This is a genomic window from Gordonia shandongensis DSM 45094 (assembly GCF_000423025.1).
Lineage (GTDB): Bacteria > Actinomycetota > Actinomycetes > Mycobacteriales > Mycobacteriaceae > Gordonia > Gordonia shandongensis.
The window spans coordinates 61,864-79,825 of sequence record NZ_AUHE01000012.1 but is presented as its reverse complement, the minus strand read 5'-3'; the positions used below and the strand labels follow the sequence as shown (position 1 = coordinate 79,825).

Genomic DNA, 17,962 nt, shown 5'->3' with positions numbered 1-17,962 from the left:
GCCTGCCTTCGGATGTTAGGCCAGGGCCTTACGGACGTGAATCCGGCTTGCGGGCATGAACGTACTGGCCGATCCCGGTGACCGTCTGCTCCACGTGCGTCATCCCCGCGGCGTCGAGCCGATCGAGGATCTCGCGCCGACCGAAGACCCGCAGGCCCGAGACGCCGGCGAGCAGATCGGCCCCGGGCACGGCCGCGATCGACGCACGGACGGTGGTGAACACGATCACCTCGCCGCCCGGCGCCGTCACGCGCGCCATCTCGTCGAGGACGGGCAGCGGATCGGGGATGAGATACAGCGCGGCCAGACACAGGACGGTGTGGAACGAATCGTCTGCGAACGGCAGCGCGTGCGCGTCGCCGCGCACATAGGAGATCCGGTCGCCGCGATGGTCCCGACGTGCCTGGGCAAGCATCGCCGACGAGAAGTCGACGCCGATGTACCGTCCATCGCCGCGCAGTCCCCGAGCGGCGTCGTCACTGTAGTTCCCGGGACCGCACGCCACGTCGAGGACGAAGCGGTCCCCGTCGCGCGCCAGATAGGAGCGCAACGCCCGGTCGTAGTCGACCGTCTGCGTCCCGCCGAGACTGAAACCGCGCGTGAACAACGGGCGCCAGGCCCGCTCGTAGACCTGCGAGAAGACGGGGTTGCCCATCAGGCGCTGCGCGATGGTGGCCACGACCACGTGCCCCCGGTCAGAAGTCGTCGCGCTGGATCCGCAGCGCCGTGATGGTGGTGGCCAGCATGTCGTACTGGCCGACCAGGAGGGTGAACGCGACGGCCTTGCGCTCGCTCAGATGTCGACGCAACGCGCTCCAGACCTCGTCGGACAGATCGTGCCGATCGATCAGCTCGTCGGCGGCCAGCAGGAGCGTTCGCTCCCGGTCGCCCCACGCGGCGTCCGGGCCGTCGAGGATCCGCGCGAACATCTCCTCGTCGATCCCGGCACGGGCGCCGAGGCGCCGGTGGTGGTCGAGTTCGTAGTCGCAGTCTCGCCGGTGCGCGACCCGGATGATGATCATCTCGGTCTCCCGGCGCGACAGCTCGCCGAACGGCATCATCCGCGACGAGAAGTGCAGCCATCCGCGGAACAGCCCCTTGGATCGACCGAGTGTCGCGAAGATGTGCGCGTTCCTGGTGCCCGACGCGGCCGACAGTGCCTGCACCACCAGCCAGTTGACCGGACCCAGGTCGCCGAAGGTGCCCGGCTGCACGCGGGGCTCGGTCGGGTGCGGAGTGTCCATGACGTCAACGTAGTGCACCCGGCGGCCCGTGTGGTGCAGAAGAACCCCGTGTGGTGCAGAAGACGCCGTGTGGTGCAGAAGGCCCCGTGGTCGAGACCGGAGGCGTGGTGGAGGGGCTCAGGACGTGGTGTAGGGGGAGATGGTGCTGCGGTGCTCGTCGAGGTGCAGCATCACGCCGAGGGGCGGGAAGGCGCGCTGCGGGCAGTTCTGTCGCTCGCAGACCCGGCAGCCGGCGCCGATGGGCGTGGCTCGCGCGTTGGTCCCCAGCTCCAGGCCGTCCGAGTAGATCAGGCGGTCGGCATGGCGCAGTTCGCATCCCATCCCGATCGCGAACGTCTTTCCGGGTTGGCCGTACCGGGTCGCCCGCCGTTCCACCGTCCGCGACACCCAGAAGTACTCGCGCCCGTCGGGCATCTCGGTGATCTGGGTGAGGATCTTTCCCGGCGACCCGAACGTCTCGTAGACGTTCCACAGCGGGCACGTCCCACCGGACGACGAGAAGTGGAAGCCCGTCGCCGACTGCCGTTTGGACATGTTGCCCGCACGATCGACGCGGACGAACGTCCACGGCACCCCGCGCATGCTCGGCCGCTGCAGCGTCGAGAGGCGATGGCAGATGGTCTCGTACGAGAGGGCGTAGAAGGCCGAGAGGCGTTCGATGTCGTAGCGGAAGTCCTCGGCGAGCCCGTGGAACTGGCTGTAGGGCAGCACCGCGGCGGCCGCGAAGTAGTTCGCCAGTCCGAGACGGGCGAGCGTGGCGGCGTCGGGGGTGGTGTAGTTCGCGGCGTCGACCAGTTCTTCGATGAGGTCGCCGTGCTCCAGGAGGCCGAGTTCGGCGGCGATCTTCATCGCCCGCTGCCCGGGCGACAGCGACGCCGAGAACTCGATGAGCTTCTCGTCGGGGTCGAAACGGTGCAGCACGTTGTCGCCGAGATCGACGCGGCGGACGATCCGGACCCCGTGCCGGTCCTCGAGTCGTGCGGCCAGACCGGCGCGCAGGTCGGCCGAGTGCATGCGCATGCGGGTCGTGAGGTCTTCGGCGGCCTCATCGAGTTCGTGGATGTAATTGCGGCGCTGGTAGAAGAAGTTCCGCACCTCCTCGTGCGGGGCGCTGATCGCGCCGCGCCCGTCCGTGTCATCGCGCCCGGACGTCACCGCGGCCAACTGTTCGGTCGCCACCCGGTAGTGGCGGTGCATGGCCGCCATCGCCTCGGCGATCGGCCGATGCGTCGCGACGAACGAGGCGACGCCGGCGGTGTCTCGTGCCACCGGCGCGATGTCGAGGTCCTCGTCGAGCAGCGCCTCGCGCAGTTCGGCCACCAGACGCACGTCGTCCTGCGGGTCGAAGAAGTCGATGTCGAGGCCGAACGCCTCGGTGATCTTCGCCAGCACCGGACCGGTGAGCGGACGGTTGTCGTGTTCGATCTGGTTGAGGTATGACGCCGAGATGCCCAGGACGGCGGCGAGGGCCTGCTGGGACAGTCCGCGTTCACCGCGCAGACTGCGGATCCGGCCGCCGACGTACATCTTGGGTCCGATGGGCGGTGTGCTCACGGCCGCTGGCCTCGTCGCATGTCGCCTCGTCGCATGTCGTCTCCCTCGGGGGCGCGGGCCGGGTAGCGTGACCGGCGTGCACGGTATCCGACCACCTCGATCGATCCTGTCTGCTCCCATTCTGTCCCGAACGGGGGTCGGGGCGCTGATCGCGGTGCTGGCTCTCGGTGTGTCGTCGTGCGGGTCGAGTGAGCCCGACGAGCGCAGCCTGCCCGATCTGCTGCTCACCTCCGACATGCTGCCGGCGCAGTTCACGCCGGCGCCGATGATGATCGGCGACCTGGTCGGGGCCAACCGTCGTGCGCTGGAGGGCGCGCGGTCGCTCGAGTTCTCGCCGCGCCAGTGTGCGCCGACCGCGGACGCCGAGTTCAACCCGCATGTCACCGAGGACAATTCGGCACTCGTGGTGGGACGGTCCGACGACGGGCGGGTCAGCGAACTGATCTCGACGGTGCCCTACGACGTCGACGCGGACCGGCGGGCCTCGCTGGGGCCGTGCGCCACCGTCACCGCGGTCGCGAAGGGCGGCGGGATCGTCGACGGGTCGAGGATCGTCACCACTGCGCGCGAGCTGCCCGCCGTCCGCGACGACGCGGTGACGCAGTCGTTCCTCGTTCGGACGCAGTCGATCACGACGTTCGTCGACGGCGGGCGTCGCGGACGCACCATGCTCAAGGCGACCCTCCTGGTGCAGCGTCCGGATCGGGACCCGATCACGGTGCAGCTCATCGTGTCCGGTGACAGCAGCGCCATCGATGAGGGGGCGGGTGCGCCGCCCGCCCCGGTGTCGGACGACGAGTTCTCCGATCTGGTCCGCGAGGCCGTTGCGCGGGCGTCCCGCTGACCGCGGGCTGTGAAGTCTCGCACAACGTCGTGCGATCCGGTCCGCGTGCGGGTCGCGTGAGCGTGTCGGATTCCGGCGCGCGGTTCCCGACGGGTTTTCCCAGTACGCACGTACTTTTTTATGGCGACGGTGGAGTGGGCCTTCCCGGTATCTTTACAAGATTTGCAAAATGGCGGCATCGGCTGGCCGCTATTTGCATCCAGTAAGGGCTGGACCTGCGTATTTGTTCTGTGGCACTCTAGCTGCAGGCATCGCCTGGGGGTGTCAACCGGTTCGCAAACCGCGCTGACCCTCACAACCTCAAAGCACTGCGATCACGCAGTTCTAACGAAAGCGAAGGCTATGAGCAACGTCGGACAGCCGCGCACCGCCGCGGAAATCCAGCAGGACTGGGACACCAACCCCCGCTGGAAGGGCATCAAGCGCGAGTACACCGCAGAGCAGGTCGCCGAGCTCCAGGGCAACGTCGTCGAGGAGCAGACCCTCGCCCGCCGTGGCGCCGAGATCCTGTGGGACGCCGTCTCCAAGGGCGACGACAGCTACATCAACGCGCTGGGCGCCCTCACCGGCAACCAGGCCGTGCAGCAGGTCCGCGCCGGCCTCAAGGCCATCTACCTCTCGGGCTGGCAGGTCGCCGGCGATGCGAACCTCTCGGGCCACACCTACCCGGACCAGTCGCTGTACCCGGCCAACTCGGTCCCGCAGGTCGTCCGCCGCATCAACAACGCGATGCTGCGCGCCGACGAGATCGCTCGCGTCGAGAACGACACCTCGGTCGACAACTGGGTCGTGCCGATCGTCGCCGACGGTGAGGCCGGCTTCGGCGGCGCCCTCAACGTCTACGAGCTGCAGAAGGCCATGATCGCCGCGGGCGTCGCCGGCTCGCACTGGGAGGACCAGCTCGCGTCGGAGAAGAAGTGCGGCCACCTCGGTGGCAAGGTGCTGATCCCGACCCAGCAGCACATCCGCACCCTGACCTCGGCCCGCCTGGCCGCCGACGTCGCCAACACCCCGACCGTCGTCATCGCCCGCACCGACGCCGAGGCCGCCACGCTGCTGACCTCCGACGTCGACGAGCGTGACCGCGAGTTCCTCGACGGCACCCGCACCTCCGAGGGCTTCTACGGCGTCAAGAACGGCATCGAGCCCTGCATCGCTCGCGCCAAGGCCTACGCGCCGTACGCCGACCTCATCTGGATGGAGACCGGTGTCCCGGACCTCGAGGTCGCCAAGAAGTTCGCCGAGTCGGTCAAGGCCGAGTTCCCGGACCAGCTGCTGGCCTACAACTGCAGCCCGTCCTTCAACTGGAAGGCCCACCTGGACGACGACACCATCGCCAAGTTCCAGAAGGAGCTCGGCGCGATGGGCTTCAAGTTCCAGTTCATCACCCTGGCCGGCTTCCACTCGCTCAACTACGGCATGTTCGACCTGGCTCACGGCTACGCCCGCAACGGCATGACCGCCTTCGTCGACCTGCAGGAGCGCGAGTTCAAGGCTGCCGAGGAGCGCGGCTTCACCGCGATCAAGCACCAGCGCGAGGTCGGTGCCGGCTACTTCGACCAGGTCGCCACCACCGTCGACCCGAACACCTCGACCGCGGCCCTGAAGGGCTCCACCGAGGAGGGCCAGTTCCACTAGGAGCTGATCGACTTCTCGACGAGAGGTTGACGACAACGTGATGATCCCGGGGCAAGCAGTGGATAACTCCCGCCTGCCCCGGGATCATTGCTAAACAGGAAGTACTCCGCCGTCCACCGGCGCGATGAGTCACACAACATTTCAGGAGCTTGAACATGGCAAGCGAGAAGATTTCGCGCGTCGGCATCATCGGCGCCGGTCAGATGGGTGCCGGCATCGCCGAGGTGTGCGCCCGGGCGAACACCGACGTGCTCGTCTACGAGACCACCCGCGAACTGGCGGCGGCGGGTCGCGCGCGCATCCTGCGGTCCCTCGACCGCGGTGTGAGCAGCGGAAAGCTCACCGAGCGTGAGCGCGAGCAGGCGTCGTGGCGTCTGCGATTCACCTCCGACCTCGGCGACTTCGCCGACCGCCAGCTGGTGGTCGAGGCGATCATCGAGGACGAAGAGGTCAAGACCGGGGTGTTCCGGGAGCTCGACAAGGTCGTCACCGACCCGAATGCGGTCCTCGCGTCGAACACCTCGTCGATCCCGATCATGAAGCTGGGGATGGCGACGGAGAACGCGAGCCGGGTGATCGGCATGCACTTCTTCAACCCGGTGCCGGTCCTGCCGCTCGTGGAGCTGGTCACCACGCTGATGACCAGCAGCGAGGTCTCGCAGCGTGCCGAGAACTTCGCCCACGACGTCCTCGGCAAGCAGGTGGTCCGGTCGTCGGACCGCTCCGGCTTCGTGGTGAACGCACTGCTGGTCCCGTACCTGCTGTCGGCGGTCCGGATGGTGGAGAGCGGCTTCGCGACCGTCGAGGACATCGACAAGGCGATGGTGCTGGGCTGCGCGCACCCGATGGGTCCGCTGAAGCTGACCGACCTCGTCGGCCTCGACACCGTCAAGGCGATCGCCGACAAGATGTACGAGGAGTTCAAGGAGCCCCTGTACTCGCCGCCGCCGCTGCTGCTGCGCATGGTGGAGGCCGGTCGTCTCGGCAAGAAGGCCGGCCGCGGCTTCTACCAGTACGGCGACGCCGCGAACTGACGGGCGCGCAGCGACGAGTTCTCGCCGCACAATCGACAGAGCGTCGTCGGCTGCACCGATCGGTGCAGCCGACGCGCGTCGGGTTTCTATCGTGGATAGGGTCTAGCTATGGCACGTGCTGATGGAATCGAGTATGGATCGTCGATCCTGGGGTACCCCCGGATCGGGGCCAGGCGGGAACTGAAATTCGCGCTGGAGAACTACTGGCACGGTGCGATCGACCGCGACGAGCTGGTCTCCACGGGTCGAGAGCTGGCCGAGTCGACGTGGCGTGAACTGGCGGCGACCGGTCTGGAGCAGGTGCCGGGCAACACCTTCTCGTACTACGACCACGTTCTGGACAACGCGCTCATGTTCGGCGCGGTCCCGAGCCGGTTCGCCCCGCTGGCCGAGGAGCTCGATCCGCTCGACTTCTACTTCGCCGTGGCGCGCGGAAAGCCGGAGTTCCCGCCGCTGGAGCTCATCAAGTACTTCGACACGAACTACTACTACCGCCAGCCGGTGATCGAGCCGGACATGGAGTTCTCCCTGGATCGCGTGCCGTGGCTCAGCGAGGACCTGCTCGACGAGCATCGCCGGGCCAAGGCCGCCGGGATCGAGCTCCGCCCGATCATGCTCGGGCCGGTGAGCCTGCTGTTGATGAGCAAGGCCGGCCCCGATGCGCCCGAGGGATTCTCTCCGCTCGACCGGCTCGACGATCTGATCGACGTCTACATCGAGCTCTTCGAGAAGCTCGCCAAGCAGAACACCAAGTGCGTTCAGCTCGACGAGCCCGCCTTCACCTCCGACCGGAGCGAGGCCGAACTCGAGGCGCTCGAGCACGCCTACGAGCGGCTCGGTGGCGCGGGACTCCGGCCCCGCATTCTGGTGACCGGAGAATACGGCGATCTGGGTCCGGCGCTCCCGATCCTCGCCGAGAGCAAGGTGGAGGCCATCGCGCTCGATCTGGTGACGGCGCGGATGACGGCCAGCCAGCTCTCGGAGATCGCCGGACTGCGGCGCAAGCGCCTGTATGCGGGCGTCATCGACGGCCGCAACGTGTGGAAGGCCGCGAAGGGCGGCAAACTCGACTACCTGCTCGAGATCAAGAAGGTGATCCCGGACATCGTGGTGTGCACGTCGTGCACCCTGATGCACGTTCCGATCGACAAGCTGATCGAGCCGGATCTGCCCGGCGAGGTGGCCGACCGGCTGTCGTTCGCCAAGCAGAAGGTCGGCGAGGTCGTCGCCCTGGCCAAGGCCGTCTCCGAGGGGGCGCCCGAACACTGGTACACCCGGCCGGCGACGGTCCACTTCAAGCTCAAGCACGACGTTCGCCAGCGCGTCGCGAACATCCGACCCGACCAGCGGGAGCGGGTCCCCTATGCGCAGCGGCGCGTGGCGCAGCAGGCGGCTCTCGGACTGCCTCCGGTGCCGACGTGCACGCTCGGCTCGTTCCCGCAGACCGATGAGGTGCGCCGCGCCCGGTACTACTACGGGCAGGGTCGCCTCACGTGGGACGAGTACGCCGATCGGCTCCGCGAGGAGATCAAACGGGTCATCGAGCTCCAGGAGGACATCGGCCTGGACGTCCTGGTGCACGGTGAGGCCGAGCGCAACGACATGGTGCAGTACTTCGCCGAGCTCATGGACGGGTACGCCTTCACCCACCAGGGGTGGGTGCAGGTGTACGGCTCACGCTGCGTGCGTCCGCCGATCCTCTACAGCGACATCAAGCGTCGCCATCCGATGACGGTCGAGTGGATCACCTATGCCCAATCGCTCACAGACAAGCCCGTCAAGGGCATTCTGACCGGACCGGTGACGATGCTCGCACGGTCGTTCGTGCGGCAGGATCAACCCCTGTACGAGACGGCCGAGCAGCTCGCGTTGGCGATCCGGGACGAGGTCGCCGATCTCGAGCGGGCCGGCATCAAGATCATCCAGGTCGACGAGCCGTCGATCCGGGAGCTGCTGCCGCTGCGCGAGCGGGGGCGCGAGGGATACCTGGACTGGGCCGTCTCGGCGTTCAAGCTGGCCGTCGGCGGGGCGAAGCCCGAGACGCAGATTCACACGCACCTCGGGTACTCGTCGATCGGCAAGGTCGTCGACGCCTTCAACAAGATGGACGCCGATGTGACGTCGATCGTGGCGACGCGGTCGATCGACTGGGTGCTCACCGAGTTGGTGGAGCGCGGGACCGCGCTCGAGCGCGAGGTGGGACCGGGTGTCTACGAGAGTCGCAGTGCGGTGATTCCCGACATCGACACGATCGACGAGCGGCTGACCCTGGCGACCAGGGCGGTCGCCCCGGATCGGTTGTGGGCCAACCCGGACGGCGGTCTCAAGACGCGGCACTACTGGCAGCTGGAGCCTGCGTTGCGCAACATGGTCGCCGCCGCTCGACGGCAGCGGAGGCGGTTGGCCGCCGATCGTGCCGACGGTGACGAGACGGGCCGCTGACGATAACCTTCTGCTAGCGGAAGTCTCGGTGGCTGACGACGACGAATCCGGTGGGCATCGCGAGAAATAGCGCGGTGAACACCGGATTCGTTGTTTCTGCAACCATTCGATTGGTGGTGACATCGGCCACTATGCCTGCAGTAGCGCTAGCATTTGTTAGCACTTTTCGGGATACTCGTTGGTGTTAGCAGATGACCTCGAACGATCTGACACCACCCCGAGGAGACGCCATGAGCACCGCAGAACGTACTTTCCCCACCCCCGTCTACGCCGTCGTCGGCGCCGGCGACGTCGCCGTCCAGGAAGTCAAGGACGCGTTCGCCGAGCTGCGCACCCGCGTCGAGACCTCGCGTGAGCGCGCCGAGGCCCGTGCCGAGGAGACCCGCACCTGGTTCGGCGAGCTGCCCACCGAGCTGCCCAGCATCGATGAGCTCCGCAGCAAGCTGACGCAGGACGAGCTGACGAAGTTCGCCGGCCCGTACATCGAGGCCGCGACCGGTCTGTACTCCTCGCTCGCCGAGCGCGGCGAGACGGCCGTCGAGCGTCTGCGCTCCACCCCGGCCGTCGAGGAGAGCCTGGCTCGCGTGGAGAAGGTCTACAGCGAGGCCGTCGACCTCACCGAGGACGCCCTGGGCGCCGTCTCGACGCAGACCCGCGCCGTCGGCGAGCGCGCCGCCGCGCTGGCCGGTCGCACCGCCGAGCGCGTCGAGGACACCGCCGTCGCCGTCGAGCAGGCCGGCACCAAGGCGAAGGCCGACGCCGACGCCGCCGCCGACAAGGTCTCGGCCGACGCCGCGGAGCTGAAGAAGACCGCTCAGTCGCGCAAGCCCGCCGCCAAGAAGGCCGCCCCGGCCAAGAAGGCCGCTGCGAAGAGCACCACTGCGAAGAGCACCACTGCGAAGAGCACTGCTGCGAAGAGCTCGGCCAAGTAGCCGACGCCCGACGCGCACTCGGCCCGGCACGCATCGCGTGCCGGGCCGAGTGGCATCTGGCTCATCAGGGCATCTCGGCGACCCGGCGCCGCTGCTCGTCGACGTCGAACGAGGCCTTCGGCCAGGTGAGGTCCAGCGCCTCGAGGGTGTCGAGGAGCAGACGCGCCACCGCCAACCGGGCGAACCACTTGCGGTCGGCCGGCACCACGAACCACGGCGCCGCATCGGTGTCGGTGCGGTCGAAGACCTCCTGGTAGGCCTCCATGTAGGAGTCCCAGTACGCGCGCTCGTCGACGTCGCTCGGGTCGAACTTCCAGTGCTTGTCGGGCCGCTCGAGACGAGCGGCGAGCCGATCGCGCTGCTCGGATCTCGACACCGCCAACATCACCTTGACGATCGTGGTGCCCTCGGCGACCAGCTCCGACTCGAAATCGGTGATCTGCGCGTACCGCGCCCGCCACACCGACTCCGGCACCAACTCGTGCACTCGGACCGGCAGAACGTCCTCATAGTGGGACCGGTCGAACATCCCGATGCGGCCGGCCGCGGGCAGGGCCCGCCGGATCCGCCACAGGAAGTCGTGGTCCAACTCCTCCTCGGTGGGACGGCCGAAGCCGGTGACGGCGACGCCCTGCGGATCCATGAGACCGCCGACGTGCCGGACGATGCCGCCCTTGCCCGCGGTGTCCATCCCCTGCAGCACGAGCAGGACCGATCGCCGGTCGCCCGACCGGCCCCGGGCGTACAGCATCTCCTGCAGGCGCGACAGCTCATCGCCGTAGCGGGAGAGGAGTGCCTTGCCGTCGGACTTGCGTCCCGTGAATCCGGGAGTCGCGGAGGCGTCGACCCGGGCGACGGGCCCCGCGTCACGGGCGCGCAGCCGCTCGGCGGGCGGATGTGTCCACAGCTTCTCGGGCGACGTGCCCATCGATTCTCCTTCGGTGTTCCTGCTCTGGGGTGCCTGCTCAGGGGGAGAGGCCTCAGTGCGGGGGGAAGAGCGGGCCGCCGCCGAACGCGTCGCGGTGCGAGATCGGTGCGGTCGCACCGTCATTGTTGACCAGCCCGTATCGGGCGCCGGCCTCGGCGGTCACGAGCGTGTGCCCGCTGTACGCGGCGAGCGCCTCGTCGCGAGCGAGGGCGTCGATGACCCGTCCGACGTATTCGGGGTCCTCGGCCACATCGAGCGGAAAGCCCGCGAACTCGGTCAGCCCGCTCGCCAACAGGCGCTCGGTGCGGATCAGGCCGAGCCACAGCGACACCGCCGCGACGCCGGTGCCGCGGAGTTCGGCCGCCATGTCGTACATCATCTTGTCGATCGCGGTCTTGCTCATCCCGTAGAGCACCGAGTGCAGCGGGCCCCGCGACCCGAACGACGAGATCGAGGTGATCAGTCCAGAGCCCTGCGGCACCATGATCCGCGCGGCGAGCGTCGAGGCGACGTAGTGGGCGCGGAGCCCGACGGTGATGAGCGTGTCCCAATCGGAGACCGGCCGTTCGTAGAACTTCTCGGTGAAGCCGGCGAAGCCCCTGGGCGCCGCCCAGACGTTGTTGACCAGCAGATCGAGCCGACCGGTCTCCTCGTGGATCCGGGTCAGCACCGCGGCGATCGCGTCGTCGTCGGTGTGATCGCACGCGACCGCGACCGTCCCGTCGGGTCCGGTGCCGCGCCGCGACGTGACGTACACGAGCCATCCGGCGTCGCGCAGGGCGGCCGCCACACCGTGACCGACGCCGCGGCTGCCGCCGGTCACCAGAGCCACCCGGCGGGCCGGGTCCGCCGCGGTCACGGCGACTCGACCGGTGGGATCCGGGGCGGATCGGCGACGAACGTCGCCGGGTCGCCGTCGGCGCGGACGACGCCGACGACGCCGCCCCACACGAGCATGGTCAGCTCCTCGGCCATGTCGTCGGCGGGCCGCACCGGATGGGTGATCCAGTCGTCGACCGCCCGCGTGATCGCCCCGATCATCGCCAGCGACCACGTCCGCGCACCGTCGGGGGAGGTGCCGCGCGCCGCCAGGCGTTCGCGCAACGTCGATTCGAGCGCGGCGCCGAACAGCTTCTCGGCGTCCGCGGTCACCGGCAGGCTCGCGCCGGGACGCGCCATCGTGAAGCGGTACACGTTGGGGTCGGAGGACACCGTCCGCACGTACACGCCGATCACCGTGCGAACCAGCTCGAAATCGTCCATCTCGGCGGTCAGGGCCTCGGTGAGGCGCGGCATCACGGTCGACTCCACGTACCAGAACGTGACGGCCGCCGCGAGATCGTTCTTGTCGGTGAAGTAGCGGTAGAGGACCGTCTTCGAGACGCCGATGTGGCCGGCGATGTCGTCCATGCCGGCGTCGGCGCCGAGTGCGCGCACGGCGTCGACGGTGCCGCTCGTCAGTTCTTCGCGGCGGGCCTGCTTGTGCTTCTCCCAGCGCTGTTTGCGGCCGTCGGAGGCCACGGCCTCCACGGCGGGTGTCAGGACCCGCTGCTCCAGCTCGCGGGTGAGCGTCGCGGCGGCGTTGACGGCGGCGCGCGTGGCGCTCGGCGGTTTCGGTGGGTTCGGCATCACCTGGAAACACTAGTAGCTCTTCGGGAAGACTGGACGGGTGTCGTCAACCTCAGTGGATTCCCCGGCGCCGATCACCGATGCGCGTCGGGCCCGCGACCTGCGGCGGATGAAGGCGGTGGCGACCGGGCTGCTGGTCGCCGCGGCACTGGTCTACTTCACGATGCGGTGGATGGAGAACCGCGACGGCGCGCAGGTGGCGGCCTGGGTCGGTTACGTCCGCGCGGCGGCGGAGGCCGGGATGGTCGGTGCTCTCGCGGACTGGTTCGCGGTGACCGCGCTCTTCCGGCAGCCGCTCGGGCTCCCGATCCCGCACACCGCGTTGATCCCGCGCAAGAAGGACCAGATTGGCGATCAGCTCGGCGGCTTCGTCCAGGAGAACTTCATGACCCCGGTGGTCGTCGAGGAGCGCGTGGGGTCGCTGGCGCTGCCGCGGCGCGTCTCGACGTGGCTCGCCGATCCCGCCAACGCCTCGCGCGTCAACGACGAGGTGTCGCGGGCGTTCACCCTCTGGGCCGAGATGCTGCGCGACGAGGACGTCGAGAAGTTCATCCAGGCCGTCATGCGGTGGGCCGCCGAACCCGTGTGGGGGCCACCGATGGGGCGGATCCTCGAGCAGCTCGTCGACGAGGACCGACTCGAACCGGTGATCCAGGTGCTGTGCGAGCGGGCGCACGAATGGGCGCTCGAGAGCCAGCCGCTGGTCGACCGCGTGGTCGATCGTGACGGGCCGGCGTGGACCCCGAAGTTCGTCAACCACCTGGTCGGCGACAAGATCTACCGGGAACTCACCGAGTTCACGTACAAGGTCCGCGAGGATCCGCAGCACGATCTGCGGCGCGCCCTGCACGACGTGATCGCCGACTTCGCGTGGGAACTGCAGCACGACGACGCGACGATCGCGAAGGTCGAGAACCTCAAGGACGACTTCCTCGGGCGCGACGAGGTCGCCGGCGCCGCATCGACCGCCTGGCAGGCGGGCCGGGCCGTGATCGAGCAGATGCTCGAGGACCCGTCCTCGACCCTCCGCACATCATTGGCCGACGCCGTCGTGCAGCTCGCCGAGCGGATCCGCGACGATCAGTCGTTGCAGTCGAAGATGAACGGTTGGACGGTGCGTGCGGCCCGTCACGTCGCCGACAACTACTCGGCCGAGATCCTGTCGGTCATCACCGAGACCGTGCGCGGATGGGACGCGGAGGAGACCAGCCGGAAGATCGAACTCCAGGTGGGCCGCGACCTGCAGTTCATTCGGATCAACGGCACCGTGGTCGGCTCGTTGGCGGGGCTGACGATCTACACGGTCTCGGAACTTCTCTTCGGATGACCTTCCGGAACCGGCCGTCCGACCTGCAGCGCTTGCACCTGTTAGCGCGGGTGTCGAATACTGGGCCGCGGGAGGGCAGAGATCAGTGACATCTGACGAACATGATCGCGACGGCCAGCAGGACAGCGGGACCGTCGAGGCGATGGCCAACGCGGCGCAGGACATCGGTGAGTTCATCCGTTCCCAGCGGATGGCGGCCAAGGTGTCGCTGCGGCAGCTCGCCGAACGTGCGGGCGTGAGCAACCCGTACCTCTCGCAGATCGAGCGCGGCCTGCGGAAACCGTCGGCCGATGTGCTCTCGCAGATCGCGAAGGGCCTGCGGGTGTCGGCGGAGGTGCTGTACGTGCGGGCGGGGATCCTCGAGGCGCGTCCCGCGAGTCCGGTGCGTGACGCGCTCCTGGCCGACGAGGAGATCAGCGAACGGCAGAAGCAGATGCTGCTGGAGATCTACGACTCGTTCCGTCGAGAGAACGCGTCATCCGAGAGCGATGCGTCGACCGGCGCCGTCGGGGGCGGCGGCGCGCCCGTACCGCGCGACTAAGGTGAACCCGTGACCGTACAGACCATCGTCTTGACCGTGCAGCAGACCATCCTGCTGGTGATCACCTATGCGTGCGGGGTGACCTCGCTCGTCGCCTTCGTCCACGCTGCCGTCACCCGGCCGGACGCGTTCACGGCGGTCGACGCGCAGTCCAAGACGTTCTGGGTGGCGCTCCTGGGCGGTTCGACGCTGCTCATCTGGCTGTTCGGTGCCGCGGCCCTCAGCGTCTGGTTCCTGTTCCTGATCGGTGTCGTGGCCATGCTCGTCTACGTGGTCGACGTGCGGAGACGGGTCGACGAGATCCTCGGCCGCTCCTGGTTCCGGAAGACCCGGTAGGCGGGGGACGCGATCCTGTGAGCGAATATCGCATCAACGACCTCGCGCAGGTCTCCGGAGTCAGTGTCCGCAACATCCGCGTCTACCAGGATCGCGGACTGCTGCCGCCGCCGACGATCCGCGGGCGCACCGGCTGGTACTCCGAGGAGCACCTCGTCCGGCTCAACCTGATCTCCCGGATGCTCGAACGCGGGTACACCTTCGCGACGATCAGCGAGCTCCTGCAGGCCGCGCATTACGGCATGAAGGTGGAGCACGTCCTTCGGGGGGCCCCGAAGGGGAGCCGTTTTCGGACCTTCAAGCGGGCGGCGACCATCACGTTCACGGAGCTCAAGAAGACGCTCGGGGCGAGTGAGCGGTCGATCACGCTCAGCCAGAAGCTGGGTCTGCTCACCAAGGACGGGACGCACTACGCGATCCGGAACCCGGAGGTGCTCGAGGGGGCGGAGGCCCTCGTGAAGGGCGGCATCGACATCGACGTCCTCCTCGACCGCTGGGTCCGCGTCGAGTCCGACCTCGCCGACGTCGCCCGCAGCTTCGTCTCGATCATCACGGACGCCTATTTCGATGAGAACCTGCCCAATCTGGGGGAGGCGAAGCTCGCGAAGATCGCCGAGCTGATCCAGACGGTCCGGCCGATGGCGCACGAGATCGTCGAGACCACGTTCAGCAGCGCCCTCGACGCCGAGATCTCCCGGGCCATCGGCGATGCGAGCGCCTACTTCGACGACGCCGCACATCCGACCGACCCTGCACATCCGACCGACCCTGCACATCCGACCGCCGGGGACGACGAGCCCGCCGGTGGCGATCCGACACGAGAGGCCGATGAATGACCGGAAGCACCCAGCGGGATCACCGCACGTGGAAGCGCCTCGCACGGTGGACGACGGTCGGCGCGCTGGGCGTCGCCGGCGTCGTCGGCGCCGAACTCGCCTTGATCGGCGGCGGGCTGCTCCGCGCCGCGCTGAAGTTCCCGGAGCCGATCGACGACGGCCCCGACCCGCTGCTCGCCCCGCCCTCGCACACGATGCGGTCCTCGGTGGTCGGCACGCCCGACGGGACGCTGCTGCACGTGACGGCCTCCGGCGACCTCGACGACTCCGACGAGGTCGTCGTCCTCATCCACGGGTGGACCTGCAACACGTCGTTCTGGAACGCCCAGCTCAACCACTGGGCGGGTCGTCGACCCGTGGTGGCCTACGACCATCGCGGCCACGGTCTGTCGGAGCTCGGTCGCACCAGGCCGACGGTCGAGATGCTGGGACAGGATCTGCAGGCGGTGCTCGAGGCGATGGTGCCCGAGGGTAAACGTGCGGTCCTGGTGGGCCACAGCATGGGCGGCATGACGATCATGTCGTGGGCGCAGCAGTACGGCGCGGGCATGGAGGACCGAGTGTCCGGGATCGTGCTCGTCTCGACGGCGGCGCGGGACGTGATCCAGCGTCAGCAGCTGACCCCGTCGTCGCTGCCGGCGATCACCGAACCGGTCAAACCGCTCGTCGCCCGGCTCTTCACCTCGGCGCCCACGCCGTTGCCGAGCAATGAGCTGACCTCGCGGCTGTCGCACTACGTCGCCGTCGGTCCCGTGGCGCGCAAGGCGCACGTCGACTTCTGCGACGAGATGATCTCGGCGTGCTCGCCGAAGGCCCGCGCGGCCTGGGGTGCGGCGATGTACCACCTCGACGTGCTGTCCGGGCTCGACAAGGTGACCGTCCCCACCGCGGTCGTCGTCGGGACGGCGGATCTGCTGACGGCGCCCGATCACGCCGACGAGATGGCGCGTGCGCTGAGCAGTCGCGGCTTCCTGCACTCGTACACGCGGTACGAGGGCGCCGGGCACATGGTGCCGTTCGAGCGGGGAGCCGAACTCAACGCCCTGCTCGACGAGGTCCTCGCCGACGTCAGCGAGGCAACCGGCAGTTGACGAGGACGGGTTCGGGCACCAGGTGCACGCCGAATGCGTCCCGTACCCCGTCGCGGACCCGTCCCGCGAGAGCGAGCAGATCGGCCGTGGTCGCCGTCCCCCGGTTCGTGAGGGCGAGGGTGTGTTTGGTCGACAGCCTCGCCGGAGCTTCGTCGCCGGGGAAGCCCCGGGTGAATCCCGCGCGCTCGATGAGCCATCCAGCGGAGAGCTTCACGCCGCCGGTCGCCGGGTAGCGGGGGATCGTCACGTCGCCGCCGACGCGGTCGGCGATGCGGGCCAGGACGGCGTCGGCGTCGTCCTCCGCGATGATCGGGTTGGTGAAGAACGATCCGGCGCTCCACGTGTCGTGATCGGCGGCGTCGAGCACCATGCCCTTGCCCGCGCGTAACGCCAACACGTGATCGCGGACCTCGTCGGCCCGCGCGGTGCCGCCCTCGTGGGTGCGCAGTGCGCGAGCCAGTTCGCGGTAGCGGATCGGGGCCGACGTCCCGTCGGGGCGGAGCCAGAAGGACACGGCGACCACCAGGTGGCGGTCGTGTCCCTTGAGGACGCTGGTCCGGTAGCCGAGGGCGAGGGAGTCGGGCGTCACCCACGAGACCTCGCCGGTGTGGCGGTCGACGAGGCGCACCGACCGCAGCATGTCGGCCACCTCGACGCCGTAGGCGCCCACGTTCTGCACCGGTGTGGTGCCTGCGGCGCCGGGGATCCCCGATAGGCATTCGAGGCCGCCGAAGCCGGCGTCGACGGTCTCGGCGACGAGTGCGTCCCAGTCGGTCCCGGCGAGCGCCGTGACGTACGGGCGCCCGTCCTGCTCGCCGTACTCGACGCCGGTCGTCGCGATCACCACGGCGGTCCCGTCGAAGCCGGCGTCGCCGATCACCAGGTTGGATCCGCCGGCGATCACCAGCACCGGTTCGCCGCGTGCATCGAGGTCGGCGACGGCGCCGAGGAGGTCGTCGGTGGTGCGGCACTCGACCACCGCGCGCGCCGGTCCGCCGAGACGCAGTGTCGTCAGCCGCGCCAAACCGCGGTCGGAACCCGATGCTCCTGAACTGTGCTGTGTGCCCGTCACGTCAGTAACGGTAACCTGACTGCCATGTCGAGCACCTTCGAGCATTCGGTCAGCTACCCGTTCTCCGCCGCGGCGCTCTGGAACCTCATCAGCACCGAGCAGTACTGGCGGGATCTGCTGCAGGCGACCAACGCCGGCCACGGCTCGTTGGAGTCGTTCTCCCTCGACGCCGGTGAGGTCACGGTCGTCACCGTGCAGGGCGTGGCCGCCGAGAACCTGCCGTCGGCGGTCACCGCCGTCCGGCCGGGTGATCTGCAGATCCCGCGCACCAGTGTCTTCCGCCTCGCCGGCGACGCGATCACCGGAACCATGGAGGCCTCGGTGACCGGTGCGCCGGCCACGATCCGCGGCGACATCGTGATCAGCGGGGAGCCGGCCGCGGCCGTCTACACGGGGACGGCCGACGTGTCGATCCCGTTCGTCGGCGGCAAGATCGAGCGCGCCGTGATCGAGCAGGTGGGCCATCTGCTGGACGCCGAACGGGACGCGACCGTCGAATTTCAACAGGACTGAA

General features: G+C 68.7%; 18 protein-coding genes. 11 read left to right on the top strand and 7 right to left on the bottom strand.

The features are described from left to right. Positions 1-28: 28 nt before the first annotated feature. The 3 genes from G528_RS0111465 to ramB form a co-directional block, all read right to left on the bottom strand. Entirely contained in the window at positions 29-679 is a 651-nt protein-coding gene (locus G528_RS0111465) for a class I SAM-dependent methyltransferase (RefSeq protein ID WP_026919091.1), read from the bottom strand. Between the two features lie 16 nt (positions 680-695). Further along, on the bottom strand, positions 696-1,244 hold the full coding sequence (locus tag G528_RS0111460; RefSeq protein ID WP_026919090.1) for a carboxymuconolactone decarboxylase family protein: 549 nt from the start codon (positions 1,242-1,244) through the stop codon (positions 696-698). A gap of 117 nt (positions 1,245-1,361) precedes the next feature. Beyond that, complete coding sequence (gene ramB / locus G528_RS0111455) at positions 1,362-2,771, bottom strand: acetate metabolism transcriptional regulator RamB (protein WP_035719842.1); 1,410 nt, start codon at positions 2,769-2,771, stop codon at positions 1,362-1,364. A gap of 103 nt (positions 2,772-2,874) precedes the next feature. On the opposite strand from ramB, the gene G528_RS0111450 reads away from it, so the two are divergent. From G528_RS0111450 to G528_RS0111430, 5 genes are all read left to right on the top strand, one after another. Beyond that, positions 2,875-3,642, top strand: a complete 768-nt coding sequence (locus G528_RS0111450; protein ID WP_156890429.1) for a hypothetical protein — start codon at positions 2,875-2,877, stop codon at positions 3,640-3,642. A 342-nt stretch (positions 3,643-3,984) separates the two neighbouring features. Further along, positions 3,985-5,280, top strand: a complete 1,296-nt coding sequence (gene aceA / locus G528_RS0111445; RefSeq protein WP_026919087.1) for an isocitrate lyase — start codon at positions 3,985-3,987, stop codon at positions 5,278-5,280. Between the two features lie 155 nt (positions 5,281-5,435). Then, the gene (locus tag G528_RS0111440) at positions 5,436-6,314 is read left to right on the top strand and encodes a 3-hydroxybutyryl-CoA dehydrogenase (RefSeq protein ID WP_026919086.1); all 879 of its coding nucleotides are present in this window, start codon (positions 5,436-5,438) and stop codon (positions 6,312-6,314) included. A 108-nt stretch (positions 6,315-6,422) separates the two neighbouring features. After that, entirely contained in the window at positions 6,423-8,756 is a 2,334-nt protein-coding gene (gene metE / locus G528_RS0111435) for a 5-methyltetrahydropteroyltriglutamate--homocysteine S-methyltransferase (protein ID WP_026919085.1), read from the top strand. 230 nt (positions 8,757-8,986) lie between these two features. Further along, entirely contained in the window at positions 8,987-9,688 is a 702-nt protein-coding gene (locus G528_RS0111430; RefSeq protein WP_026919084.1) for a hypothetical protein, read from the top strand. 64 nt (positions 9,689-9,752) lie between these two features. Here G528_RS0111430 and G528_RS0111425 read toward each other — a convergent pair whose 3' ends face one another. The 3 genes from G528_RS0111425 to G528_RS0111415 are packed head-to-tail and all read right to left on the bottom strand — an operon-like array spanning position 9,753 to position 12,245. After that, on the bottom strand, positions 9,753-10,616 hold the full coding sequence (locus G528_RS0111425) for a polyphosphate kinase 2 family protein (RefSeq protein WP_026919083.1): 864 nt from the start codon (positions 10,614-10,616) through the stop codon (positions 9,753-9,755). A gap of 52 nt (positions 10,617-10,668) precedes the next feature. Continuing rightward, positions 10,669-11,475: an SDR family NAD(P)-dependent oxidoreductase gene (locus G528_RS0111420; protein ID WP_026919082.1), complete on the bottom strand. Its 807-nt coding sequence runs from the start codon at positions 11,473-11,475 to the stop codon at positions 10,669-10,671. After that, positions 11,472-12,245, bottom strand: coding sequence for a TetR/AcrR family transcriptional regulator (locus tag G528_RS0111415; RefSeq protein WP_084638169.1), 774 nt, complete (start codon positions 12,243-12,245; stop codon positions 11,472-11,474). The genes G528_RS0111420 and G528_RS0111415 overlap by 4 nt, the downstream gene beginning before the upstream one ends. Before the next feature lie 109 nt (positions 12,246-12,354). On the opposite strand from G528_RS0111415, the gene G528_RS0111410 reads away from it, so the two are divergent. From G528_RS0111410 to G528_RS0111390, 5 genes are all read left to right on the top strand, one after another. Then, entirely contained in the window at positions 12,355-13,572 is a 1,218-nt protein-coding gene (locus G528_RS0111410; protein ID WP_084638175.1) for a DUF445 domain-containing protein, read from the top strand. A 142-nt stretch (positions 13,573-13,714) separates the two neighbouring features. Next, positions 13,715-14,113, top strand: a complete 399-nt coding sequence (locus G528_RS17310; protein WP_084638174.1) for a helix-turn-helix domain-containing protein — start codon at positions 13,715-13,717, stop codon at positions 14,111-14,113. A 9-nt stretch (positions 14,114-14,122) separates the two neighbouring features. Next, positions 14,123-14,449, top strand: coding sequence for a DUF2516 family protein (locus tag G528_RS0111400; protein ID WP_035719792.1), 327 nt, complete (start codon positions 14,123-14,125; stop codon positions 14,447-14,449). A 17-nt stretch (positions 14,450-14,466) separates the two neighbouring features. Further along, positions 14,467-15,285, top strand: a complete 819-nt coding sequence (locus G528_RS17305) for a MerR family transcriptional regulator (RefSeq protein WP_084638168.1) — start codon at positions 14,467-14,469, stop codon at positions 15,283-15,285. Further along, a complete protein-coding gene (locus G528_RS0111390; protein ID WP_084638167.1) occupies positions 15,282-16,376 on the top strand; it encodes an alpha/beta fold hydrolase in 1,095 nt (364 codons plus the stop codon). Before G528_RS17305 ends, G528_RS0111390 begins: the two co-directional genes overlap by 4 nt. Here the strand turns inward: G528_RS0111390 and G528_RS0111385 are convergent. Further along, entirely contained in the window at positions 16,354-17,448 is a 1,095-nt protein-coding gene (locus G528_RS0111385; RefSeq protein ID WP_245569749.1) for a UDP-N-acetylmuramate dehydrogenase, read from the bottom strand. The genes G528_RS0111390 and G528_RS0111385 overlap by 23 nt on opposite strands. A 24-nt stretch (positions 17,449-17,472) precedes the next feature. On the opposite strand from G528_RS0111385, the gene G528_RS0111380 reads away from it, so the two are divergent. Beyond that, positions 17,473-17,961, top strand: coding sequence for a DUF2505 domain-containing protein (locus tag G528_RS0111380; RefSeq protein ID WP_026919076.1), 489 nt, complete (start codon positions 17,473-17,475; stop codon positions 17,959-17,961). The last annotated feature ends 1 nt before the right edge of the window (position 17,962 follow it).

Excerpts from the sequence above, each read along its gene's own strand:
- G528_RS0111425 (WP_026919083.1), bottom strand. The coding sequence starts at position 10,616 with ATGGGCACGTCGCCCGAGAAGCTGTGGACACATCCGCCCGCCGAGCGG.
- G528_RS17310 (WP_084638174.1), top strand. The coding sequence starts at position 13,715 with ATGGCCAACGCGGCGCAGGACATCGGTGAGTTCATCCGTTCCCAGCGG.
- G528_RS0111430 (WP_026919084.1), top strand. The coding sequence starts at position 8,987 with ATGAGCACCGCAGAACGTACTTTCCCCACCCCCGTCTACGCCGTCGTC.
- G528_RS0111390 (WP_084638167.1), top strand. The coding sequence starts at position 15,282 with ATGACCGGAAGCACCCAGCGGGATCACCGCACGTGGAAGCGCCTCGCA.
- ramB (WP_035719842.1), bottom strand. The coding sequence starts at position 2,771 with ATGTACGTCGGCGGCCGGATCCGCAGTCTGCGCGGTGAACGCGGACTG.
- aceA (WP_026919087.1), top strand. The coding sequence starts at position 3,985 with ATGAGCAACGTCGGACAGCCGCGCACCGCCGCGGAAATCCAGCAGGAC.
- G528_RS0111460 (WP_026919090.1), bottom strand. The coding sequence starts at position 1,244 with ATGGACACTCCGCACCCGACCGAGCCCCGCGTGCAGCCGGGCACCTTC.
- metE (WP_026919085.1), top strand. The coding sequence starts at position 6,423 with ATGGCACGTGCTGATGGAATCGAGTATGGATCGTCGATCCTGGGGTAC.
- G528_RS0111415 (WP_084638169.1), bottom strand. The coding sequence starts at position 12,245 with ATGCCGAACCCACCGAAACCGCCGAGCGCCACGCGCGCCGCCGTCAAC.
- G528_RS0111380 (WP_026919076.1), top strand. The coding sequence starts at position 17,473 with ATGTCGAGCACCTTCGAGCATTCGGTCAGCTACCCGTTCTCCGCCGCG.
- G528_RS0111440 (WP_026919086.1), top strand. The coding sequence starts at position 5,436 with ATGGCAAGCGAGAAGATTTCGCGCGTCGGCATCATCGGCGCCGGTCAG.
- G528_RS0111410 (WP_084638175.1), top strand. The coding sequence starts at position 12,355 with ATGAAGGCGGTGGCGACCGGGCTGCTGGTCGCCGCGGCACTGGTCTAC.